The following is a 17,564-nucleotide window of genomic DNA, read 5'->3' on the forward strand; positions in this document are numbered from 1 at the left end:
CCCCACGTTTTGGCATATTCCCAAGCATTACTCACCCGTCCGCCACTCGACAGCAAAGTAGCAAGCTACTTTCTGTTTCCGTTCGACTTGCATGTGTTAAGCCTGCCGCCAGCGTTCAATCTGAGCCATGATCAAACTCTTCAATTTAAAGTTTAATGTGCAATGTTGTTACCAACACTGCGACTCAATATTACTGACTAAAACTAAGTACCTTTGCAACAAGTGCAATGTACTGTTGTTATTCTGAATTAATGAATTAATTCGTGTGTCATTGATATTGATTCTTTTTGTCCCCTCTTACAAGTAAGGAGGACTTTTTTGAAATCTACTATCAATGCTCACACAGATTGTTTGATTAAATTGTTAAAGAGCGTGCCTTTCGGCGAGGTGCGTATAATACGCTACCTGCGAACCTTGTCAACACCTTATTTTAACTAAGATTTTCGACTCAAACTCTAGGAGCTTGTTGGTTCCGACTAGGTTAGTGGCTTGCGCCTCAGTCCTTGTCTGTGCGGCGTATTATAGGGAGTTGAATTACATTGGCAAGGGTTTATTAGTGATTATTTCAATTTAATTTCAAAGCGGTTAATAGTTAAACAAAAAGCAGAAGAAACGTTTATTTATCGACCTTTATTAATCATATTTGGTCTTTATAAGCGGCTTACTTTGCTTGTGGGGGAAGAGCTTATTTGCAATAAGACGAGTAATGGCAAAACCCAGTGCTGCAGAAACAGCAGAAAGTGCAATTAATATCCCTTCATTTACCATAAAGGTGCTTTTAATTAATAGTGCGCTGCCAATAAAGAATACGAGAGGAAGTAAATAGATAAGTGTGGCACTTTTGATTAGGTCTCCATTACTGATATTAAGCTCTATAAAGGTATCAACTTTCATCCCTTCTTTATAAGGAAGCTCAAAAGAGTGGCTCTTATCAGAAAATGCTTTGGATACGACACCAACACCACAACTCGTATTGTTATTACATGAAGAGCAAGCAGACTTTGAAATACACTCAACACGTGCAACTATTTCCCCTTGCACCTCTTCAATCGCAATAATTTTACCGGTTTCAGTTATCATTAGTAACCCACACCAAAGATTTAACCAAACGTTTGGCTGTTGCTATAGGGACGTCACCGACTACATTAACTTCATTTATCCCTCGCTGTTCCGTATATAAGACTGTTGAACCATGACGAATTAGTTTTTGTTTTTCATCTAAAGCTAATTTTTTAGGTGAGATGTAGATGGAGACATTAACAATGCCGTCATCTAGCATGATATAACTAACCATCTCATTTTCATTCATTGCTAGCTTATGCTGATCATTTTTTACAACAGTAAATCCAGCGGGTAACCAAGAGGTTTTCCAACGAGACGTTTTCTCTGTTGCTAATTGTCTAATGTGAACAACTTCAGGTCGTGGATTTTCGGTTAATTTTACCAACCATGGGTTGACCTTTTCAGAAACTTTAAGCGAGACAACCATCAATTGCTCTAGTAAAACATTAGAAGGACTAACAATATCTAAACGAAGCGGCAATAAAGAATGCAAATCACACCATATAACATAGCTATAGCGATAATCATCTTTACTGATCACACGAATCGCAATAGATTGCTTTCCAGCTATTCGTCCCTTTCCTAAAATGACATAGTCATAGTTTTCTAGCCCTTTTTGATAATCAAAATTAGCAATATTGGCAAAAACATGACGGTTATGGTTGGATTTTAATGTGTAAGCTGGAGCGCCTTGTTCAAAATAGCTAATCTCTCCAGCGAATTGAAGAGACTCTCTAATGGCACCATTAAGATAACGGAAATAACTAACTTGTTGCCCATCAACAACACCATGAATTAATTGCATCGGTTCAAGTTGCTTTTGCAAGCTACTCAAATAAATCACTTCATAATTTTTCATTTGATAAGCATTTTGCATTAATTGCAAATACTGAATAGCAGAAGGTAAAATTTGTTGTTCAGCAGGCATTAATGGCTGATGATCTTCATCACTTTCGTCAGCCATAGAAAAAGGAATAAAAAACAGTAATAGTCCTGCGAATATTATTCTAACCGATGAGACTTTATTCATTGACCAACCTGTGTGTATTTTATTGCTGCACTTGTAATTGCAATTGATGGTCTTTTAATAAAGCTTCTAATCGTTCATGACGATCTTGTAATGCTTGCTTCGACAACTTTTGGCTTGCTTGTAAGCTTACAGGCGAAGCACCACCACCAAATGGAACCGTATTCAACACTTCAATACCGCTATTTTCAACAACAGGTTGAGAAGTCATAAAGCTAGTCATTACAACAACACCGGCGACAGACGCAGCAATGGCATACTGACCAAAACGTTTTACAAATGCGATAACGTTATTGTCAGCTTTTATTGGTGTTGGTTCATTTGCAATAATTGGCGTGACTGTTTCTAAAGTCGGTTGCTTAGCAATTTCAGCCATCACCTGTTCGCTGATATCGATATTGATTGCATTTTCATTACGCATGACGTCACCCATTAACTGGTAACGAGAAAACACAGCTTGTTGCTGCTTATCATTAATAAGGGCATCTAATGACTTGCTGTCGATATTTTCATTATCAATCAAACTGGAAAGTTGTTCATTAGTTTCTTTCATATATTCCCAACTACTCTTCTAATAAAGGCGCTAACTGCTTATCGATGGCATCACGTGCTCTAAATATTCTTGAGCGAACCGTACCAATAGGACAATCTTCTATTTTTGCTATTTCGTCATAACTCATGCCTTCAAGTTCACGTAACGTAATAGCTGCTTTAAGTTCTGCAGGCAATTGATCGATGGTATTCATAATCACCTGCTTTATCTCTTCAGATCTTAAAATACTTTCTGGTGAATCTGCTTCTTTAAGGGCTTCACTACCATCATAGCTATCCGCCTCAACTGCATCAATGTCTGACGCTGGAGGGCGTCGGCTTTGACTGGTTAAATAATTTTTAGCTGTATTGACAGTAATACGATATAACCATGTATAAAAAGCACTATCTCCACGAAATGAGGGCAGTGATTTATGAACCTTAATAAATACTTCTTGCGTTACATCTGCAATATCACCTGAATTACGTACATAACGCGTTAATATGTTCGCCACTCGATTCTGATATTTACGAACCAATAATGTAAAAGCTTGTTGCTCTCCATTCTGAATACGCTGAATTAATTGAAAATCTAAATCACGCTCATTCATTGAGCTTTTCTACCTATTATTATTGTTAGCCTTTCTGGCATCTACAGTTATGACTAAATAGTTTGAAGAAAGTTCCAAACTATTTCAAAAGAAATCATTTTTAGCTAAACTGCATAAATACTTCATTAACTGCAGAGCATATAGTGCCATGACAGAAAGTAAATCAATAACTGAACAACATAGCTGCGATATTTTAATTATCGGCGCAGGTGCAGCGGGCCTTTCACTTGCATTAAAACTAGCGCCACATGCAAAAGTAAATGTATTAAGTAAGGGTAAACTTTCCGAGGGATCCACTTTTTATGCACAGGGCGGTGTAGCCGCAGTATTTTCCGATACCGATAGTATTGACTCACACGTTGAAGATACATTAATAGCTGGTGCGGGTTTATGTGATGAAGAAGCAGTACGTTTTACCGTTAGCAACGCAAAAGAAAGTATGCAATGGTTAATCGATACCGGTGTTGATTTTGACACTGAACTCGATGCTGATGGCAATACGCAATTTCATTTAACCCGTGAAGGCGGTCATTCACATCGACGTATCCTGCACGCTGCTGATGCGACGGGTAAAGAGATTGAAGATACGCTGTTGGGTGCCGTAAAAAAACATAAAAATATAACCTTGATGGAAGGTTTTAATGCGATTGATTTGATCACTAGTCGTAAATTAAACTTACCCGCTAATCGCGTATTAGGCGCTTATGTCTGGAATCGTACCGCAGAGCGGGTCGAAACTATTAATGCACATTTTGTAACACTTGCTACTGGTGGCGCGAGTAAAGTCTACCAATATACCAGCAACCCTGATGTTTCTAGCGGTGATGGTATTGCCCTCGCTTGGCGTAGTGGTTGCCGTATTGCTAATATGGAATTCAACCAATTTCATCCAACTTGTTTATTTCATGCCGATGCTAAAAACTTCTTACTTACTGAAGCATTACGTGGCGAAGGTGCACACTTACTTCGCCCAGATGGCACACGTTTTATGCCTGACTTTGATGAACGCGGCGAACTTGCACCACGCGATATCGTTGCACGTGCAATTGACTATGAGATGAAGCGCCTTGGTGCCGATTGTATGTACCTTGATATCAGCCATAAACCAAAAGAGTTTATCATTAAACACTTTCCTACTATTTATCGACGCTGTTTATTATTAGGTATTGATATCGCTCACCAACCAATGCCAATTGTGCCTGCGGCACATTATACCTGTGGTGGCGTGATGATCGATCATCATGGTCAAACAGATATTGATGGTTTATATGCGATTGGCGAAGTTACTTACACGGGTTTACATGGTGCAAATCGTATGGCTTCTAACTCATTGTTAGAATGTATTGTTTATGCACACGCTAGCGCCAAGGACATCATCAATCGTTTACCATTTTATCAAACAAGGAAACTCGCCACTATTCCTGCATGGGACGATAGTCGCGTAGAAAACTCTGATGAAGAGGTCGTTATTCAGCATAATTGGCACGAACTGCGCCTATTTATGTGGGATTATGTTGGCATTGTACGTACTGATAAACGTTTAGAGCGTGCATTACGTCGTGTACAAATGTTACAGCAAGAGATTGATGAGTATTACAGTAATTTCAAGGTCGGTAATAACTTGTTAGAGCTACGTAATCTAGTGCAAGTCGCTGAATTAATTATTCGCAGTGCGATGTTACGTAAAGAAAGCAGAGGCTTACATTACAATTTAGATTACCCAGAGCAGTTGGATAATCCAAAACCTACTATTTTATGCCCACAAAACGATTAACAAACATATAACTAGTTTCGCCCGCTATTTATAATGCGGGCGAGCAATCTGTAGTCCGCCACACTAATTGCATCTCTGTAGATAAGAACAAACTGCTTTTCTCCTTTATCAAACAAACCGCTTTTCATCTCCTTTAGTATTAAGAAAATAAAAAAACGATTATAAAAAGAGGCTTCGCTTATTTGTCCTGCATAGTCCTTATCTCCTAACTTCCTCTCTACAAGACCAGATTCACTTAGCAACAACTCCGCAACTTGCCTAACCGCATATTTAGCGGCAATAAATGCGATCAGAAAAAGCAGTAAGTATAAAATAGAGGAGATGAGCGTTAATGGCGTTACAAAAAGCGCTAACAATATGGCAAGACAATACAGCAGGAAAACAACAATACCTGCGTAATAGGAGGGGTTAACGGTTATTTTATACCTTAACGCGCTTAAGGATGACATCAATTATTTTTGCTAACTCTGCATCAGGGCAGACTTTATGACCCATAAACCAAGCAAAGAGTTCAGGATCTTCACAAGTTAACAAACGCTGAAAAGTAAACTGATCGGTTCTTGATAAGTCATCAAAGGCCTCTTTCACAAAAGGCATAAATAATACATCTAACTCTAACATCCCACGACGACATGCCCATAATAGGCGAGATTTATTAACCATTTCGGTCATTCTTTTATTCCCTGTTATTAAATAACCTCAATGACGGAATCACAGTTGAGGTTAAATACTAATTATATTAACTAACTGATAAATATTACTGGTTAAAAAAGTTACTCGTTTTATATAAGATAAAAAAACATACCCACATCATAACAACAACAATTTATTAACAGCAACTACTGACAAAATAGGTTGTGAGCTATACCATTGTAAAAAAATATAAAATGAGGAAATTATGCGCAAACTGAGTGATTTAGATAATATTAGCCAACTAGCTGATTTAGTATTATGCCCACTTGATAGCTGGGATCTCATCTCAGTTAAAGGTGACGACCGCATCTCCTTCTTACAAGGACAATTAACCTGTGACCTAGCCGACCTAAAACCAGGACAGCAAACATTAGCAGCACAGTGTAATCCGCAAGGAAAAGTATTTAGTATATTCCGCGTTATCGTATTAGAAGACCGTGTATTACTCACTCAACCAAGTTCTGTCACGCCTCGTCAACTTCCTGAACTGCAGAAGTACGCAGCCTTCTCTAAAGTCGAAATTAGTAAAGAGACAGAATATAAAGCACTTGGCTTAGTCGGCTGTAAATCAGCACAATACATTGCTGAAAAAGTTGATACCGCAGCAACGCATGATCAAAGTCGTTTATTAGAGAGCGGCACCGTTATCATTAAACAACCTTACCCCTCTCTCCGCTATTTAGTGGTGATGAAAAATGCAATCGCAGATGAGCTATTAGAAGATTTAAAAGACCGCGCTGAAATTTTTGATGATAGTTTGTGGAACGCGATGAATATTGCTTCAGGCATCGGCTTTATAGAAGAGCAAACTTGTGCTTCATTTATCCCGCAGATGTTAAACCTACAAGCATTGAACGCGATTAGTTTTAGTAAAGGTTGTTATATCGGACAAGAAACGGTTGCTCGAGCTAAATATCGCGGGGCGAACAAACGCGCGCTGTTTATTTTAACCGGTCGTGCAACACAAGCACCGAAGGTAGGTGACAATATTCAAATGCTCGTTAGCAATAACTGGAAACGTATCGGTACCGTTATTTCTGGTTGCCAATACGGTGATGGTCACATTGAAGTATTAGCGGTATTGCCTAAAGATTGCAGCCCTGAAGATGTTTATCAGGTACAAGAAATTGAAGGCTCGACGCTTTATTACGCACCATTACCTTACACATTAGAGGAAGCTTGACTTAACAATATATGTCCCTGAATAAACTCGGGGATGTTTCCCTGTATAAGAATATAATGTTACAATGCTCACACTTTTTGTACCATGTTTTTATCAACACAGTATAATCCTAACAAAAGAGCAGGTTTTGAATTGAGTCGTGAAATAATCAGGCTGCGCGAAAAAGCGATGAAATTTAATCGCTTGCGCATCCAATCAGCGCAAGTATTAATGGGCAAAGATGAATTGAATGTATTTCAATCATTTCCGCTTTTATTTCATTTTAATCTTCCGACACTGCCTGGTTATATTGATAATGACGAGATGCCTGTACGCATCTGTCAGTTTGAACTCACAGAACACACTCAAAGCCTTCTGAATAACTTTTTTCATACTGAACTGCCTACTCAAGAAAGCAAAACATGCGATATTCTTGGCTTATATGCAATGGGCAGTACCTCTTCTATCGGACAGTCTTCTGAAAGTGATCTCGACGTTTGGATCTGCTATCCACATCAACTTGATAGTGAGCGTGTTAAACTGCTAGAAGAGAAATCTTGGCTCATTAGCCATTGGGCAGACAGTTTTGGTGTAGAGCTCAACTTTTTTCTCATTCCAGATAATAAATTTCGTATTGATAATGATGCAGGCATGTCGAGAGACTCCTGTGGCTCTTCACAGCATATGCTTTTATTAGATGAATTTTACCGCACTGCATTATTGATCGCCGGAAAACCCATATTATGGCGTCTCATCCCTATTGAGCATGAGCAAAACTATGATCAATATGTACAAGCACTTTATGATGATGGAACACTCAATAAACACGACTGGTTAGATCTCGGTGGATTCCACCGCATCCCTGCTGAAGAGTATTTTGGTGCAACACTTTGGCAACTGTATAAAGGCATAGATACCCCATATAAGGCGGTACTAAAAACCATTTTAATGGAAGCCTATTCATGGGAATACCCCAATACAGAGCTGATCGCTATTAGTTATAAAAAGCGCTTTCAAACACAAGAGTATTATGACGAACAGCTTGACCCATATTGCTTAATGCTTGAAAAAGTAACAGCATACCTAATTGAAATTAAAGACTTTAAACGCTTAGAATTGATACGTGGTTGTTTTTACCTAAAAACAGAAGAAGCCCTTTCTAAAGTTTGTTATAACGACAATACGGCTTGGCGACGTACCATTTTAAATAAGTTTGTAAATCAATGGGGTTGGGCTGATGAGCAAATTATTGATCTCGATAATCGTAAAAACTGGAAGGTAAACGATGTCACTAAAGCAAAGGATATTTTGCTTGAAGCATTGATGGTAAGTTATCGTAAACTACTCTCTTTTGCACGCGACAACAATATTGGTGAATCGATCAGTGCTGAAGATATCGGTGTTTTATCGCGTAAGCTATACGCAGCTCATGAAACACTACCGGGTAAGGTTGACCTTATAAATCCTAATATCTCTCCTGATTTATCAGAACCGGATCTTAGCTTTATTCAAGTGCCTGAAGATCATACTAACCCTGCTGGTTGGTATCTTTTTAATTGCTCATTAGAAGCCCATGCTTTAATTAAAACTAAGTCATTAATGCATGCAAAATATGTGTCCAAATTAGTTTCATGGTGCCATATGAATGGTTTATATGAAGAGGAAACGAAACTACACCTATACAATCAAGGTGCCGACCTCGTTGATAATAAACTAAATCAGTTTATTCAAGATCTGTACTCTGTTTTTCCTGTATTTGTACCTAAAGCTAGCAACCAAGCTCTTAGCCAGCCCTGTGAAATAAAGCACCTTACTATCTTTTTAAATGTAGAAAAAGATCCAACGCGTCACTGGCAAGATGCGCATGAAGATGATGATTTAGAAAATGATAATATCCTCTCCTATGGGGAGCATAATGAATGCTTAATTGGCAGCATCGATCTCATCTACCGTAACTCTTGGAACGAAGTACGTACGCTACATTTTGAAAATAACTTCGCTGTTGTTGACGCATTAACCACGATTTTAGGCAAAATGCACCAAGATGCGCGACCACCAGAGCAGATCGACCTTTTCTGTTACAGCCAACATTTTCGAGAGCAAATCTGCGCAGCCTTTAGAAGTAAACTTGAGGAATATATACAACTTCGCTTAGACTCTCTTACACAACGCTCTGTACAGACGCTTTGGACCGGTGGAAGAAAATTTGGTTTTTACTTTGAACGTACCGGTGTATCACTGCAACACCTACAAAGTACCGTGGATATTTACAGCCATATTTCCAATAAAAAAGTGTCAACGAGTGCTATCAGCCTCAAGAATACGTTTTTTGACCAAACAGCAAAAGTGATCGAATCCCATATCAGCGAAGGGCTCATCCAGTTCTTTTTTGAAAATTACCCTGAGGGATTTAATGTCTATATTGCAAATGCAGAAAATGAAGTAGAAAGTTTTCAAAGTTTTGCTGGTAGTAAGGATGATTTAGTACAGAACGTAAATCGTTTTTATGCCTCTAATAATCACGAAAGCAGTGAGTTAGAAGCACAAATTAATTTCAACTTACCACAATTCTATGAAATAGAATTGGGTGATAATAACCAATTACAATTGTCGTCATTCAAAAGTAGCATTAAAAATAGTGAGCGCACAGTACACTAATTACTCTGGACGCAAGCCTAAAGAGTGACAAATTGCATAACTTAAATCGCTTCTATTTAACGTATAAAAATGGAAGTCTTTCACCCCTTCTTGGCTTAATACCTTGACCATGTCCATTGCAACCGACGCGCCGATTAAATTACGTGTCATTGGATCATTATCCGTGCCTTGATACAGTTTATGCATCCAATCAGGTACATTCACATTGGTTAACCCTGCAAATTTTACTAAGGTTTTATAATTAGAAACAGGTAAAATTCCCGGCACAATATCACCATCAATTCCCTGTTTAACACACTTATCTCTAAAGCGTAAAAAAGTTTCTGCATCAAAAAAGAACTGTGTAATAGCACGATTAGCTCCCGCATCAAACTTAGCTTTTAAGACATCTAAATCGAATTGTTGGCTTGAGGCTTCTGGATGTTTTTCAGGGTATGCAGCGACTGAAATATCAAAGTCAGCTTCCTTTTTTAATAACTTAACCAAGTCAGTTGAATACATATGAGGCTTCGATTCTCCTTCAGGGATATCACCACGTAATGCAACAATGCTACGAATATCATTAGCCCAATAATCTCGTGCTATTTGACGTAATTCCTCTTTGCTGGCATCAATACAGGTTAAGTGTGGCGCAGCAACCATACCCGTTTTAGCCTTGATATCTTTAATGATCTCATGAGTTCGATCACGCGTACCAGAATTGGCCCCGTAGGTAACAGAAACAAACTTAGGTTTTAATGTCTTTAAACGCTCAATCGATCCCCATAAAGTTTCTTCCATAACAGGTGTCGATGGTGGAAAGAATTCAAATGAAACACCGACCTCGGTTTTAATATCGGCAATATGTTGATTCAACTTTGCTAAGTATTGTGCTGAAAAATATGATTGTTGTTGGTTTTCATTTGTCATGCTTTTATCCCTTTAGCCATCTAAACGTCTATATGTGGTTAATTTAACTAAATATTAATTTATGTCAACAAAATTAAACCAACATGAAAAAAATTAAAGTTAACATTAATTTTCTTCAGTTTTTTCAACGAGTTTAGATATATGAGAAGGTGGTATTATTATGCTCTAAATGAATGGCTAAAATGATATTAGGCTTGGTTTTTAACTATATTTAGCAATATAGCTCAGACTTCTAGAAGTCTATTTGCGATCATCGATAACAATCGTTAAAATGCCCTACTCACACTATGGGTAAAACAGGAATATCATGTCTAAAAATTGGAACGGCGAATATATCAGCCCCTATGCTGAACACGGTAAAAAGAGTGAACAGGTTAAAAAAGTAACCGTTTCTATTCCAACTAAAGTGTTAAAAATACTGACCGATGAACGTACTCGCCGCCAAGTAAATAATCTTCGTCATGCAACAAATAGCGAACTTTTATGTGAGGCATTTCTTCACGCTTATACAGGTCAACCTTTACCAGAAGATAGTGATTTAGATAAAAGCCAGGAGCCTTTAGAGATCCCTAAAAGCGTACAAGCACTACTTAAAAAGTAACATTTCTCGCACTAGAAATAAAAAAAGCCCCTTGTTTTATAATCAAAACAAGGGGCTTTTTATTATTCGCTTTTAAAAATCACGAATTATTTATCTACATGAACATCCATTTGTGGGAATGGAATTTCAATGCCAGCTTCATCTAAGGCATTTTTAATCGCTTCCATTAGCTCAAAACGTACAGGCCAGTAATCGCCGCCATTAACCCAAGGACGAACGACAAAGTTAACACTTGAGTCAGCAAGTTCAGCAACAGCAACCGTCACACCAGGATCTTTTAATACTAATGAGTTCGCTTTTACAACACTTTCCAATACCGCTTTAGTCTTTGCTAAATCCGCTTGGTAACTTACTCCAATAACCAGGTCAATACGACGCGTTGGTTTACGAGAATAGTTAATAATATTGCCACCCAGAATCGCAGAGTTAGGCACAACAACGAATTTATTATCTGGTGTTACTAACGTTGTTGCAAAGATTTGTACCGATTCAACACTGCCTGAAATACCGGCTGCTTCAATGTATTCGCCTGATTTAAACGGGCGTAAAATAACAATTAATACACCTGATGCAAAGTTAGAAAGCGATCCTTGCAATGCGAGACCGACTGCTAAACCCGCTGCACCTAGTATTGCTATAAATGAAGTCGTTTGTACACCAATACGACCTAATGCAGCAATAACTACAAAGGCCACAATTACATATTTCACCATATGTGAGACAAATTCAACAATCGTTGGGTCGAGTTCACGTTTGGTTAATATACGATGAAAGGTCTTAGAGATCATTCCTGCGATAATCATACCGATAACAAGTGTTGCTATTGCAGCAGCGATATTTAAACCGTACTCAATAATCAAACCTTGGTTATTATTAATCCAATCAACGCCACTATTGACAACATCGGCGCTATTATTCATAACTTCAGTCGCAGTTTCCACTGGTGTTACATTTTCTTCTGACATGCTTATTTCCTTATTTAGCTATATTGAATCGAATATAAAAAATTAACTTTGTTTTAGTTGGTTATAAAAAAATCCCCATTGAACTTTAAAATTTTGTGTTGGTTTTTGCTTAAATTGAGAACGAACAAATTGGTTCATACGCCCCTCTACGTAAGCAAGTAGCAAATTAGCGATAACGGCTTCATCACTATTTAGCTTATCGCCATCTAACATCGGCTTTTCACGCAGAATCTGTTTTATCTGCGACTCTAGTTTAGAGAAGATATGCTCAATGCGCACTTGCAAACGTTCATTTTCTCCTAATAATGCGTCACCGGTTAATATTCTAGTGATACCCGGGTTCTGCTCAGCAAAACCAAGCAGAAAATGTAAAACGTGCTCGATACGTATAAATGTTTGTTTTTCCTGATCTTTAATTAAGTTTATTTGAGTGAAAATAGTGTTCTCAATAAACTCGATTAACCCTTCAAACATTCGCGCTTTGCTTGGGAAATGGCGATATAGCGCAGCTTCTGAAACACCAACTTGAGCAGCTAATTTGGCGGTTGTAATGCGTTGCCCAGGTTTGCCCTCCAACATGACTGCTAAAGCACGTAAAATATCATCCTTGCGATTTGTTTTCTTCTTTGTTGCTGTAACCATTACTGTTAACTTCCTTTGCTTATAATTTACCTGAATGCCCGAAACCACCTTCGCCACGATCCGAGGATTCAAAACTATCTACAACTTCAAATGTTGCTTGTACTACGGGTAAAAAAACCAATTGCGCTAGGCGCTCCCCCGCTTCTAAAGTAAATGCGTTCTCACTACGATTCCAACAAGAGACCATTAACGGACCTTGATAATCTGAATCGATTAGCCCAACTAGGTTACCAAGTACGATACCGTGTTTATGACCAAGTCCTGAACGTGGTAAAATCGTTGCAGCTAAATTAGGATCAGCAATATGAATAGCAATCCCAGTAGGGATTAATTGTGTTTCACCCGATTGAATAATCATTGGTTGATCAATGCATGCACGTAAATCCATGCCCGCAGAACCCGCCGTTGCATGTTCCGGAAGTGGAAACTCTTTACCGATGCGTGCGTCTAGGATTTTAAGTTCTATCTGTTTCATTTTTATCTACTCTGAGAATATTGTTGTGCAATGATGGTTAATAGCTGGCTTGCTACCAGCTTTTTATCTGCAAGCGTTATAGCAAACCTTTCTGTTTCAGAGAAGACTGTAAGTGCATTTTTTTCACTATTAAAACCTTGTCCTGACTTTGCAACATCATTTGCTGCAATTAGCTTCAACTTTTTACGTTTTAGCTTATCTAATGCATAGCGTTCAACATGTTCTGTTTCCGCAGCAAAGCCAACACAGAAAGGTGCGTTTTCTGTACTCGCAACATCAGCAATAATATCTGGATTCTTAACTAATTGAATCGTTAAATCATCGACACCCTGCTGTTTTTTCATTTTCTGCGTTTCAATATTGGCGGGACGATAGTCTGCAACGGCTGCACAAGCGATGAAAATATCACACTGGTTAAGACTATTTAAGCTTTCTTGGTGCATCTGTAGCGCACTAGATATATCAATACGTTGAACATCTTTAGGGGTTTTTAAATTAACTGGACCACTAATCAAGGTCACATTAGCCCCCATCTTTTGGGCCATTTCAGCGAGTGAAAAACCCATTTTCCCCGAGCTATGATTGCTAATATATCGAACAGGATCGAGCGCTTCTAAGGTCGGACCTGCTGTAATCGTCATATTCACATTAGCTAAAAGTTGATTTTCAGCACTAAAAAAATCAATACAGCGTGCCACTAAGTCATCAGCTTCTAACATCCGCCCAGGGCCAATATCACCACAGGCTTGCGGACCATTTCCCGGCCCCCAAATGTGTAAACCTCGAGAGCTCAAAACAGTAATATTGTCTTGTGTTGCTGGCGCTAAATACATCTCCATATTCATTGCCGGTGAAACAGCAATAGGAGAGGGTGATGCTAAACAAAGCGTTGTTAATAACTCATCAGCCATTCCTGCACGTAAACGTGCGATCAAGTTAGCCGTTGCGGGTGCTAACAAAATTAAATCAGCCCATTTAGCCAACTCAATATGGCCCATCCCAGCTTCTGCACTCGGGTCAAGCAAAGAATCAGCAATGGCATGCCCTGAAACAGCCTGCATCGTAAGCGGAGTGATAAATTCCTTCGCAGAGCCGGTCATCACGACACGTACATCAGCCCCCTGATCTTTTAAACGACGGGTTAATTCAGCGCATTTATAAGCGGCGATACCACCAGAAATGCCTAATAATATTTTTTTTCCATGTAAAGAGGACATAAAAAAGACTCATAACGGAGTTTAAAGATGGCGGCTAGGATAACATAAACATTTTCAGCAATATGTGATTTTATCGACTAGATTTAATATCAATTAAACCTAAAAACGATGCTAATGACAACAATAAAAGACTGGCCAAATCAAGAACGCCCACGCGAAAAGCTTCTATTAAGAGGCAGCCACGCGCTTTCAGACGCAGAATTATTGGCAATATTTTTACGCACTGGCTGCAAAGGGATCGATGTTGTTGCATTATCACGCTTATTACTCAATGAATTTGGCTCATTACATGCTATTTTTGCCGCCTCTGAAACAGAGTTTTGTGCTAAAAAAGGATTAGGCCAAGCAAAATATGTACAACTTCAAGCGGTATTAGAGATGTCACGTCGCTACTTAAAAGAACCACTTCAAAAAGGAGTTGCCTTGACCAGTGCCCAACAAACAAAAGAATTTTTAGTCGCTAAAATGCATGCTTATCCTAATGAAGTTTTTGCCGCAATTTTATTAGATACACAACATCAAATAATCTGCTTTCATGAGTTCTTTTTTGGCTCAATTGATAGTGCAACAGTCCATCCTAGAATAATTGTGCAGAAGGTTTTGCATGAAAATGCAGCTGCAATTATCCTTGTTCATAATCACCCAAGTGGTGATCCCACAGCCAGTATTTCCGACAAAAAAATAACAGCAAAAATCATCGATGCGATGCGATTAATTGATGTCCGAGTTTTGGATCATTTCATCATAGGCGATCAAAAAACCACCTCTTTTGCCGAAAAAGGGTGGATTTAACGCTTAAATTAACAGATTTGTTGATCTTTCATACTCAATCATGTATAAAATGCGCCCTCGACGCCTTTGGCGACGGCTAAAAAAGGTGTTCGACTATTTTGCTCGAGTAAAACTAAATATTTGGAGAAATCGACATGTCTAGAGTATGTCAAGTTACAGGTAAGCGTCCAGCTACTGGTAACAATGTATCACACGCGAAAAACCGTACACGACGTCGTTTCTTACCTAACCTACAAACACATCGTTTTTGGGTTGAGAGTGAGAACCGTTTTGTTAAATTACGTCTAACTACTAAAGGTATGCGTATTATTGATAAGAAAGGCATTGATGCCGTTCTTGTTGACGTCCGTGCCAATGGCATTAAAGTTTAAGGAGCTGTAACATGCGCGATAAAATTCGTTTAAATTCAAGTGCTGGTACTGGCCATTTTTATACTACTGATAAAAATAAAAAGACTATGCCTGAAAAGTTTGAGATCAAGAAATTTGATCCAGTTGTACGTAAGCACGTTATGTACAAAGAAGGCAAAATCAAGTAATTTTGATTTTATCTAATAAAAACCCAGTTTATACTGGGTTTTTTTATGTCTAAAGGAAAATAAAAATATGCGATTATCAAAAAGAGGCTGGAATAATGTGCTTATTTTTGCTGTATTAATTGTTGTTTTTCTATTTAATTTTAGCCACAAACTACTGCTTCAACCTAAAGTCCACGAACGTACGTTAATTAGTAACGATGCCATGATTGTGGAGATAAAAACCCCCGATTTCTCGATCAAACGTGTAGGGCGCAGCTGGATAAGTGAGCCTAACCTTGGCCTATCTGAGCATCAACTATCGCTATTAGTGCAAAACTGGCAAACACTACCTCTGCAAACGAAAAATGCGCAGGTCGCACCTAAAGACCCTTTCATTATGCAAGTTTATACTGCAAATGAAGCACAACCGATTATTGTAAAGCTAATCCAAGAAGGTGACGATTATCTGTTACAAACAGATCAACAAATGTCACTATTTTTAAGCGCTGAGCAACTGCCCCTGTTTCTAGGTCGATAGTTCAAGTGGGCTTGCGGGTTAAATCCCGCGCTAATATTAATGACAGCCCAATCATCTGCAAAAAAATAGACCAGTTACGTAAACGAGAAACTTCACTCTGTAAAAACATCTCTAATTCGACCAACTCTAAATTTAAAAAAAACTTATTGTCGATGTCATTACGAATATCTTCCTGATAGGCATCTATTTTATTATCCACCAATTGTATATCCGTCAATGGCAGTTGCTCTTGTAGGTGATAGGCGAGTAAGCGACTGAACTGGGTTGCTATCACTTCATTTAATTGGCCTTGATTAGCAAGTAGATAAAGCGTCTCTCTTTTCCGCTCCACCCCTTCTATCTGTACCCAAAGTAAACTTATCTCTTTTTCGTTATTATTCATCTGCATTGATAAACTGTTCAATTGATTAGTTTTTTCATCAATTAAAAAGTGAGTGATCAATGCGGCTGAAATATTAAATAATAGACCGATTAACACCACCAACCAGGTTGGTACGCTTAACATCGCTTTTCTCCCTAAAAAAAGTACACTTGAATGGTAACTGGTATAAATATTAGACTAATGGAGATAAAAAATGCCTGAATTACCCGAAGTTGAAACCAGTCGTCGTGGCATTAGCCCACATATTATTGGTTCAACAATCAGCGACGTAATTATTCGTCAGCCACAACTGCGCTGGATAATCCCATCTGATCTATTGAATCACTTACAAGCGAAAAAATTACTCTCTATCGATCGTCGCGCTAAATATCTATTATTAAACTTTGAATCAGGCACCCTGCTTATCCATTTAGGTATGTCAGGAAATTTACGTATTTGCCCATTAAATAGCGATGTTGAAAAGCATGATCATGCCGACTTTATTTTTGATAATTGCTTATTACGCTATACCGACCCACGTCGATTTGGTGCGATTTTATGGTTAGGCTTAACCCCACAAAATTCAACCTTACTCTCCCACTTAGGCCCAGAGCCACTCAGTGAAGAATTTACTGGCAAACACCTTTTTGAATTAGCAGGAAAAAGAAAAATACCAATAAAACAATTCATTATGGACCAGAAGGTGGTGACAGGCGTGGGTAATATCTATGCGACAGAAGCACTATTTATAGCAGGCATCAGCCCAATACGTGCAGCGGGTAATGTATCTTTAAAACGTTATCAGTTATTAACTAGCGCGATTAAAGAGATTTTAGTTGAGGCAATCAAACAAGGTGGAACAACTCTCAAAGACTTCGTTGGAGGCGATGGTAAACCGGGCTATTTTCAACAGACACTGCATATCTATGGAAAAACAGGTGGTAACTGCCCTAAATGTAAAAGTGGCTTAAAATCGCTTAAATTAGCTGCTCGTAATAGTGTTTATTGTCCAAAATGCCAAAAATAAAT

General features: G+C 38.4%; 21 protein-coding genes and 1 rRNA gene. 9 read left to right on the forward strand and 13 right to left on the reverse strand.

The window, feature by feature from the left end; genetic code table 11:
- The 5 genes from QQK09_RS18960 to rpoE form a co-directional block, all read right to left on the reverse strand.
- Positions 1 to 147 (reverse strand): 16S ribosomal RNA (locus QQK09_RS18960); the annotation flags it as partial.
- A gap of 486 nt (positions 148 to 633) precedes the next feature.
- Positions 634 to 1,080 (reverse strand): SoxR reducing system RseC family protein, encoded by a 447-nt coding sequence (locus tag QQK09_RS18965; protein WP_284205773.1) that lies wholly within the window; start codon positions 1,078 to 1,080, stop codon positions 634 to 636.
- Positions 1,070 to 2,092 carry a MucB/RseB C-terminal domain-containing protein gene (locus QQK09_RS18970; RefSeq protein WP_284205774.1) on the reverse strand — a complete coding sequence of 341 codons (1,023 nt, stop codon included), beginning with the start codon at positions 2,090 to 2,092 and terminating at the stop codon, positions 1,070 to 1,072. The genes QQK09_RS18965 and QQK09_RS18970 overlap by 11 nt, the downstream gene beginning before the upstream one ends.
- Before the next feature lie 19 nt (positions 2,093 to 2,111).
- A complete protein-coding gene (locus QQK09_RS18975) occupies positions 2,112 to 2,642 on the reverse strand; it encodes a sigma-E factor negative regulatory protein (protein WP_284205776.1) in 531 nt (176 codons plus the stop codon).
- A 10-nt stretch (positions 2,643 to 2,652) separates the two neighbouring features.
- Positions 2,653 to 3,231 (reverse strand): RNA polymerase sigma factor RpoE, encoded by a 579-nt coding sequence (gene rpoE, locus QQK09_RS18980; RefSeq protein WP_284205777.1) that lies wholly within the window; start codon positions 3,229 to 3,231, stop codon positions 2,653 to 2,655.
- A gap of 148 nt (positions 3,232 to 3,379) precedes the next feature.
- Here rpoE and nadB point away from each other — a divergent pair, with 148 nt between their 5' ends.
- Positions 3,380 to 5,005 (forward strand): L-aspartate oxidase, encoded by a 1,626-nt coding sequence (nadB, locus tag QQK09_RS18985; protein WP_284205779.1) that lies wholly within the window; start codon positions 3,380 to 3,382, stop codon positions 5,003 to 5,005.
- An 11-nt stretch (positions 5,006 to 5,016) separates the two neighbouring features.
- Here nadB and QQK09_RS18990 read toward each other — a convergent pair whose 3' ends face one another.
- Positions 5,017 to 5,454 carry a protein YgfX gene (locus tag QQK09_RS18990; RefSeq protein WP_284205780.1) on the reverse strand — a complete coding sequence of 146 codons (438 nt, stop codon included), beginning with the start codon at positions 5,452 to 5,454 and terminating at the stop codon, positions 5,017 to 5,019.
- A complete protein-coding gene (locus tag QQK09_RS18995) occupies positions 5,426 to 5,677 on the reverse strand; it encodes an FAD assembly factor SdhE (protein ID WP_284205782.1) in 252 nt (83 codons plus the stop codon). The genes QQK09_RS18990 and QQK09_RS18995 overlap by 29 nt, the downstream gene beginning before the upstream one ends.
- 226 nt (positions 5,678 to 5,903) lie before the next feature.
- Here QQK09_RS18995 and ygfZ point away from each other — a divergent pair, with 226 nt between their 5' ends.
- Both ygfZ and QQK09_RS19005 read left to right on the forward strand, forming a co-directional pair.
- A complete protein-coding gene (gene ygfZ / locus QQK09_RS19000) occupies positions 5,904 to 6,881 on the forward strand; it encodes a tRNA-modifying protein YgfZ (protein ID WP_284205784.1) in 978 nt (325 codons plus the stop codon).
- An 84-nt stretch (positions 6,882 to 6,965) separates the two neighbouring features.
- Positions 6,966 to 9,518 (forward strand): class I adenylate cyclase, encoded by a 2,553-nt coding sequence (locus tag QQK09_RS19005; protein WP_284205785.1) that lies wholly within the window; start codon positions 6,966 to 6,968, stop codon positions 9,516 to 9,518.
- On the opposite strand, the gene metF is transcribed toward QQK09_RS19005, so the two are convergent.
- Entirely contained in the window at positions 9,519 to 10,427 is a 909-nt protein-coding gene (metF, locus tag QQK09_RS19010; RefSeq protein WP_284205787.1) for a methylenetetrahydrofolate reductase, read from the reverse strand.
- A gap of 307 nt (positions 10,428 to 10,734) precedes the next feature.
- On the opposite strand from metF, the gene metJ reads away from it, so the two are divergent.
- Positions 10,735 to 11,028, forward strand: a complete 294-nt coding sequence (metJ, locus tag QQK09_RS19015; RefSeq protein WP_284205788.1) for a met regulon transcriptional regulator MetJ — start codon at positions 10,735 to 10,737, stop codon at positions 11,026 to 11,028.
- Positions 11,029 to 11,114: 86 nt separating this feature from the next.
- Here metJ and mscS read toward each other — a convergent pair whose 3' ends face one another.
- From mscS to coaBC, 4 genes are all read right to left on the reverse strand, one after another.
- Complete coding sequence (mscS, locus tag QQK09_RS19020) at positions 11,115 to 11,948, reverse strand: small-conductance mechanosensitive channel MscS (RefSeq protein WP_284205855.1); 834 nt, start codon at positions 11,946 to 11,948, stop codon at positions 11,115 to 11,117.
- Positions 11,949 to 12,035: 87 nt separating this feature from the next.
- Complete coding sequence (gene slmA / locus QQK09_RS19025) at positions 12,036 to 12,635, reverse strand: nucleoid occlusion factor SlmA (RefSeq protein WP_284205789.1); 600 nt, start codon at positions 12,633 to 12,635, stop codon at positions 12,036 to 12,038.
- A gap of 19 nt (positions 12,636 to 12,654) precedes the next feature.
- On the reverse strand, positions 12,655 to 13,110 hold the full coding sequence (gene dut / locus QQK09_RS19030) for a dUTP diphosphatase (RefSeq protein ID WP_284205791.1): 456 nt from the start codon (positions 13,108 to 13,110) through the stop codon (positions 12,655 to 12,657).
- A 2-nt stretch (positions 13,111 to 13,112) separates the two neighbouring features.
- Complete coding sequence (gene coaBC, locus QQK09_RS19035) at positions 13,113 to 14,327, reverse strand: bifunctional phosphopantothenoylcysteine decarboxylase/phosphopantothenate--cysteine ligase CoaBC (RefSeq protein WP_284205793.1); 1,215 nt, start codon at positions 14,325 to 14,327, stop codon at positions 13,113 to 13,115.
- 114 nt (positions 14,328 to 14,441) lie between these two features.
- On the opposite strand from coaBC, the gene radC reads away from it, so the two are divergent.
- From radC to QQK09_RS19055, 4 genes are all read left to right on the forward strand, one after another.
- Entirely contained in the window at positions 14,442 to 15,119 is a 678-nt protein-coding gene (gene radC, locus QQK09_RS19040; RefSeq protein ID WP_284205794.1) for a RadC family protein, read from the forward strand.
- A gap of 134 nt (positions 15,120 to 15,253) precedes the next feature.
- Positions 15,254 to 15,490: a 50S ribosomal protein L28 gene (gene rpmB / locus QQK09_RS19045; protein WP_284205795.1), complete on the forward strand. Its 237-nt coding sequence runs from the start codon at positions 15,254 to 15,256 to the stop codon at positions 15,488 to 15,490.
- A gap of 11 nt (positions 15,491 to 15,501) precedes the next feature.
- On the forward strand, positions 15,502 to 15,657 hold the full coding sequence (rpmG, locus tag QQK09_RS19050) for a 50S ribosomal protein L33 (protein ID WP_011768487.1): 156 nt from the start codon (positions 15,502 to 15,504) through the stop codon (positions 15,655 to 15,657).
- Between the two features lie 67 nt (positions 15,658 to 15,724).
- Positions 15,725 to 16,174, forward strand: coding sequence for a hypothetical protein (locus tag QQK09_RS19055; protein WP_284205804.1), 450 nt, complete (start codon positions 15,725 to 15,727; stop codon positions 16,172 to 16,174).
- A gap of 1 nt (position 16,175) precedes the next feature.
- On the opposite strand, the gene QQK09_RS19060 is transcribed toward QQK09_RS19055, so the two are convergent.
- Positions 16,176 to 16,679: a hypothetical protein gene (locus QQK09_RS19060; protein WP_284205806.1), complete on the reverse strand. Its 504-nt coding sequence runs from the start codon at positions 16,677 to 16,679 to the stop codon at positions 16,176 to 16,178.
- A 70-nt stretch (positions 16,680 to 16,749) separates the two neighbouring features.
- On the opposite strand from QQK09_RS19060, the gene mutM reads away from it, so the two are divergent.
- Positions 16,750 to 17,562: a bifunctional DNA-formamidopyrimidine glycosylase/DNA-(apurinic or apyrimidinic site) lyase gene (gene mutM, locus QQK09_RS19065; protein WP_284205808.1), complete on the forward strand. Its 813-nt coding sequence runs from the start codon at positions 16,750 to 16,752 to the stop codon at positions 17,560 to 17,562.
- Positions 17,563 to 17,564 lie beyond the last annotated feature (2 nt).

The organism is Psychromonas marina, assembly GCF_030161115.1.
GTDB classification, from domain to species: domain Bacteria; phylum Pseudomonadota; class Gammaproteobacteria; order Enterobacterales; family Psychromonadaceae; genus Psychromonas; species Psychromonas marina.

Excerpts from the sequence above, each read along its gene's own strand:
- QQK09_RS18995 (WP_284205782.1), bottom strand. The coding sequence starts at position 5,677 with ATGACCGAAATGGTTAATAAATCTCGCCTATTATGGGCATGTCGTCGT.
- dut (WP_284205791.1), bottom strand. The coding sequence starts at position 13,110 with ATGAAACAGATAGAACTTAAAATCCTAGACGCACGCATCGGTAAAGAG.
- metF (WP_284205787.1), bottom strand. The coding sequence starts at position 10,427 with ATGACAAATGAAAACCAACAACAATCATATTTTTCAGCACAATACTTA.
- rpmB (WP_284205795.1), top strand. The coding sequence starts at position 15,254 with ATGTCTAGAGTATGTCAAGTTACAGGTAAGCGTCCAGCTACTGGTAAC.
- radC (WP_284205794.1), top strand. The coding sequence starts at position 14,442 with ATGACAACAATAAAAGACTGGCCAAATCAAGAACGCCCACGCGAAAAG.
- coaBC (WP_284205793.1), bottom strand. The coding sequence starts at position 14,327 with ATGTCCTCTTTACATGGAAAAAAAATATTATTAGGCATTTCTGGTGGT.
- rpmG (WP_011768487.1), top strand. The coding sequence starts at position 15,502 with ATGCGCGATAAAATTCGTTTAAATTCAAGTGCTGGTACTGGCCATTTT.
- QQK09_RS18990 (WP_284205780.1), bottom strand. The coding sequence starts at position 5,454 with ATGTCATCCTTAAGCGCGTTAAGGTATAAAATAACCGTTAACCCCTCC.
- metJ (WP_284205788.1), top strand. The coding sequence starts at position 10,735 with ATGTCTAAAAATTGGAACGGCGAATATATCAGCCCCTATGCTGAACAC.
- mutM (WP_284205808.1), top strand. The coding sequence starts at position 16,750 with ATGCCTGAATTACCCGAAGTTGAAACCAGTCGTCGTGGCATTAGCCCA.
- QQK09_RS19060 (WP_284205806.1), bottom strand. The coding sequence starts at position 16,679 with ATGTTAAGCGTACCAACCTGGTTGGTGGTGTTAATCGGTCTATTATTT.
- QQK09_RS18965 (WP_284205773.1), bottom strand. The coding sequence starts at position 1,080 with ATGATAACTGAAACCGGTAAAATTATTGCGATTGAAGAGGTGCAAGGG.
- mscS (WP_284205855.1), bottom strand. The coding sequence starts at position 11,948 with ATGAATAATAGCGCCGATGTTGTCAATAGTGGCGTTGATTGGATTAAT.
- rpoE (WP_284205777.1), bottom strand. The coding sequence starts at position 3,231 with ATGAATGAGCGTGATTTAGATTTTCAATTAATTCAGCGTATTCAGAAT.
- QQK09_RS18970 (WP_284205774.1), bottom strand. The coding sequence starts at position 2,092 with ATGAATAAAGTCTCATCGGTTAGAATAATATTCGCAGGACTATTACTG.
- QQK09_RS19005 (WP_284205785.1), top strand. The coding sequence starts at position 6,966 with ATGTTTTTATCAACACAGTATAATCCTAACAAAAGAGCAGGTTTTGAA.
- ygfZ (WP_284205784.1), top strand. The coding sequence starts at position 5,904 with ATGCGCAAACTGAGTGATTTAGATAATATTAGCCAACTAGCTGATTTA.
- nadB (WP_284205779.1), top strand. The coding sequence starts at position 3,380 with ATGACAGAAAGTAAATCAATAACTGAACAACATAGCTGCGATATTTTA.
- QQK09_RS18975 (WP_284205776.1), bottom strand. The coding sequence starts at position 2,642 with ATGAAAGAAACTAATGAACAACTTTCCAGTTTGATTGATAATGAAAAT.
- slmA (WP_284205789.1), bottom strand. The coding sequence starts at position 12,635 with ATGGTTACAGCAACAAAGAAGAAAACAAATCGCAAGGATGATATTTTA.
- QQK09_RS19055 (WP_284205804.1), top strand. The coding sequence starts at position 15,725 with ATGCGATTATCAAAAAGAGGCTGGAATAATGTGCTTATTTTTGCTGTA.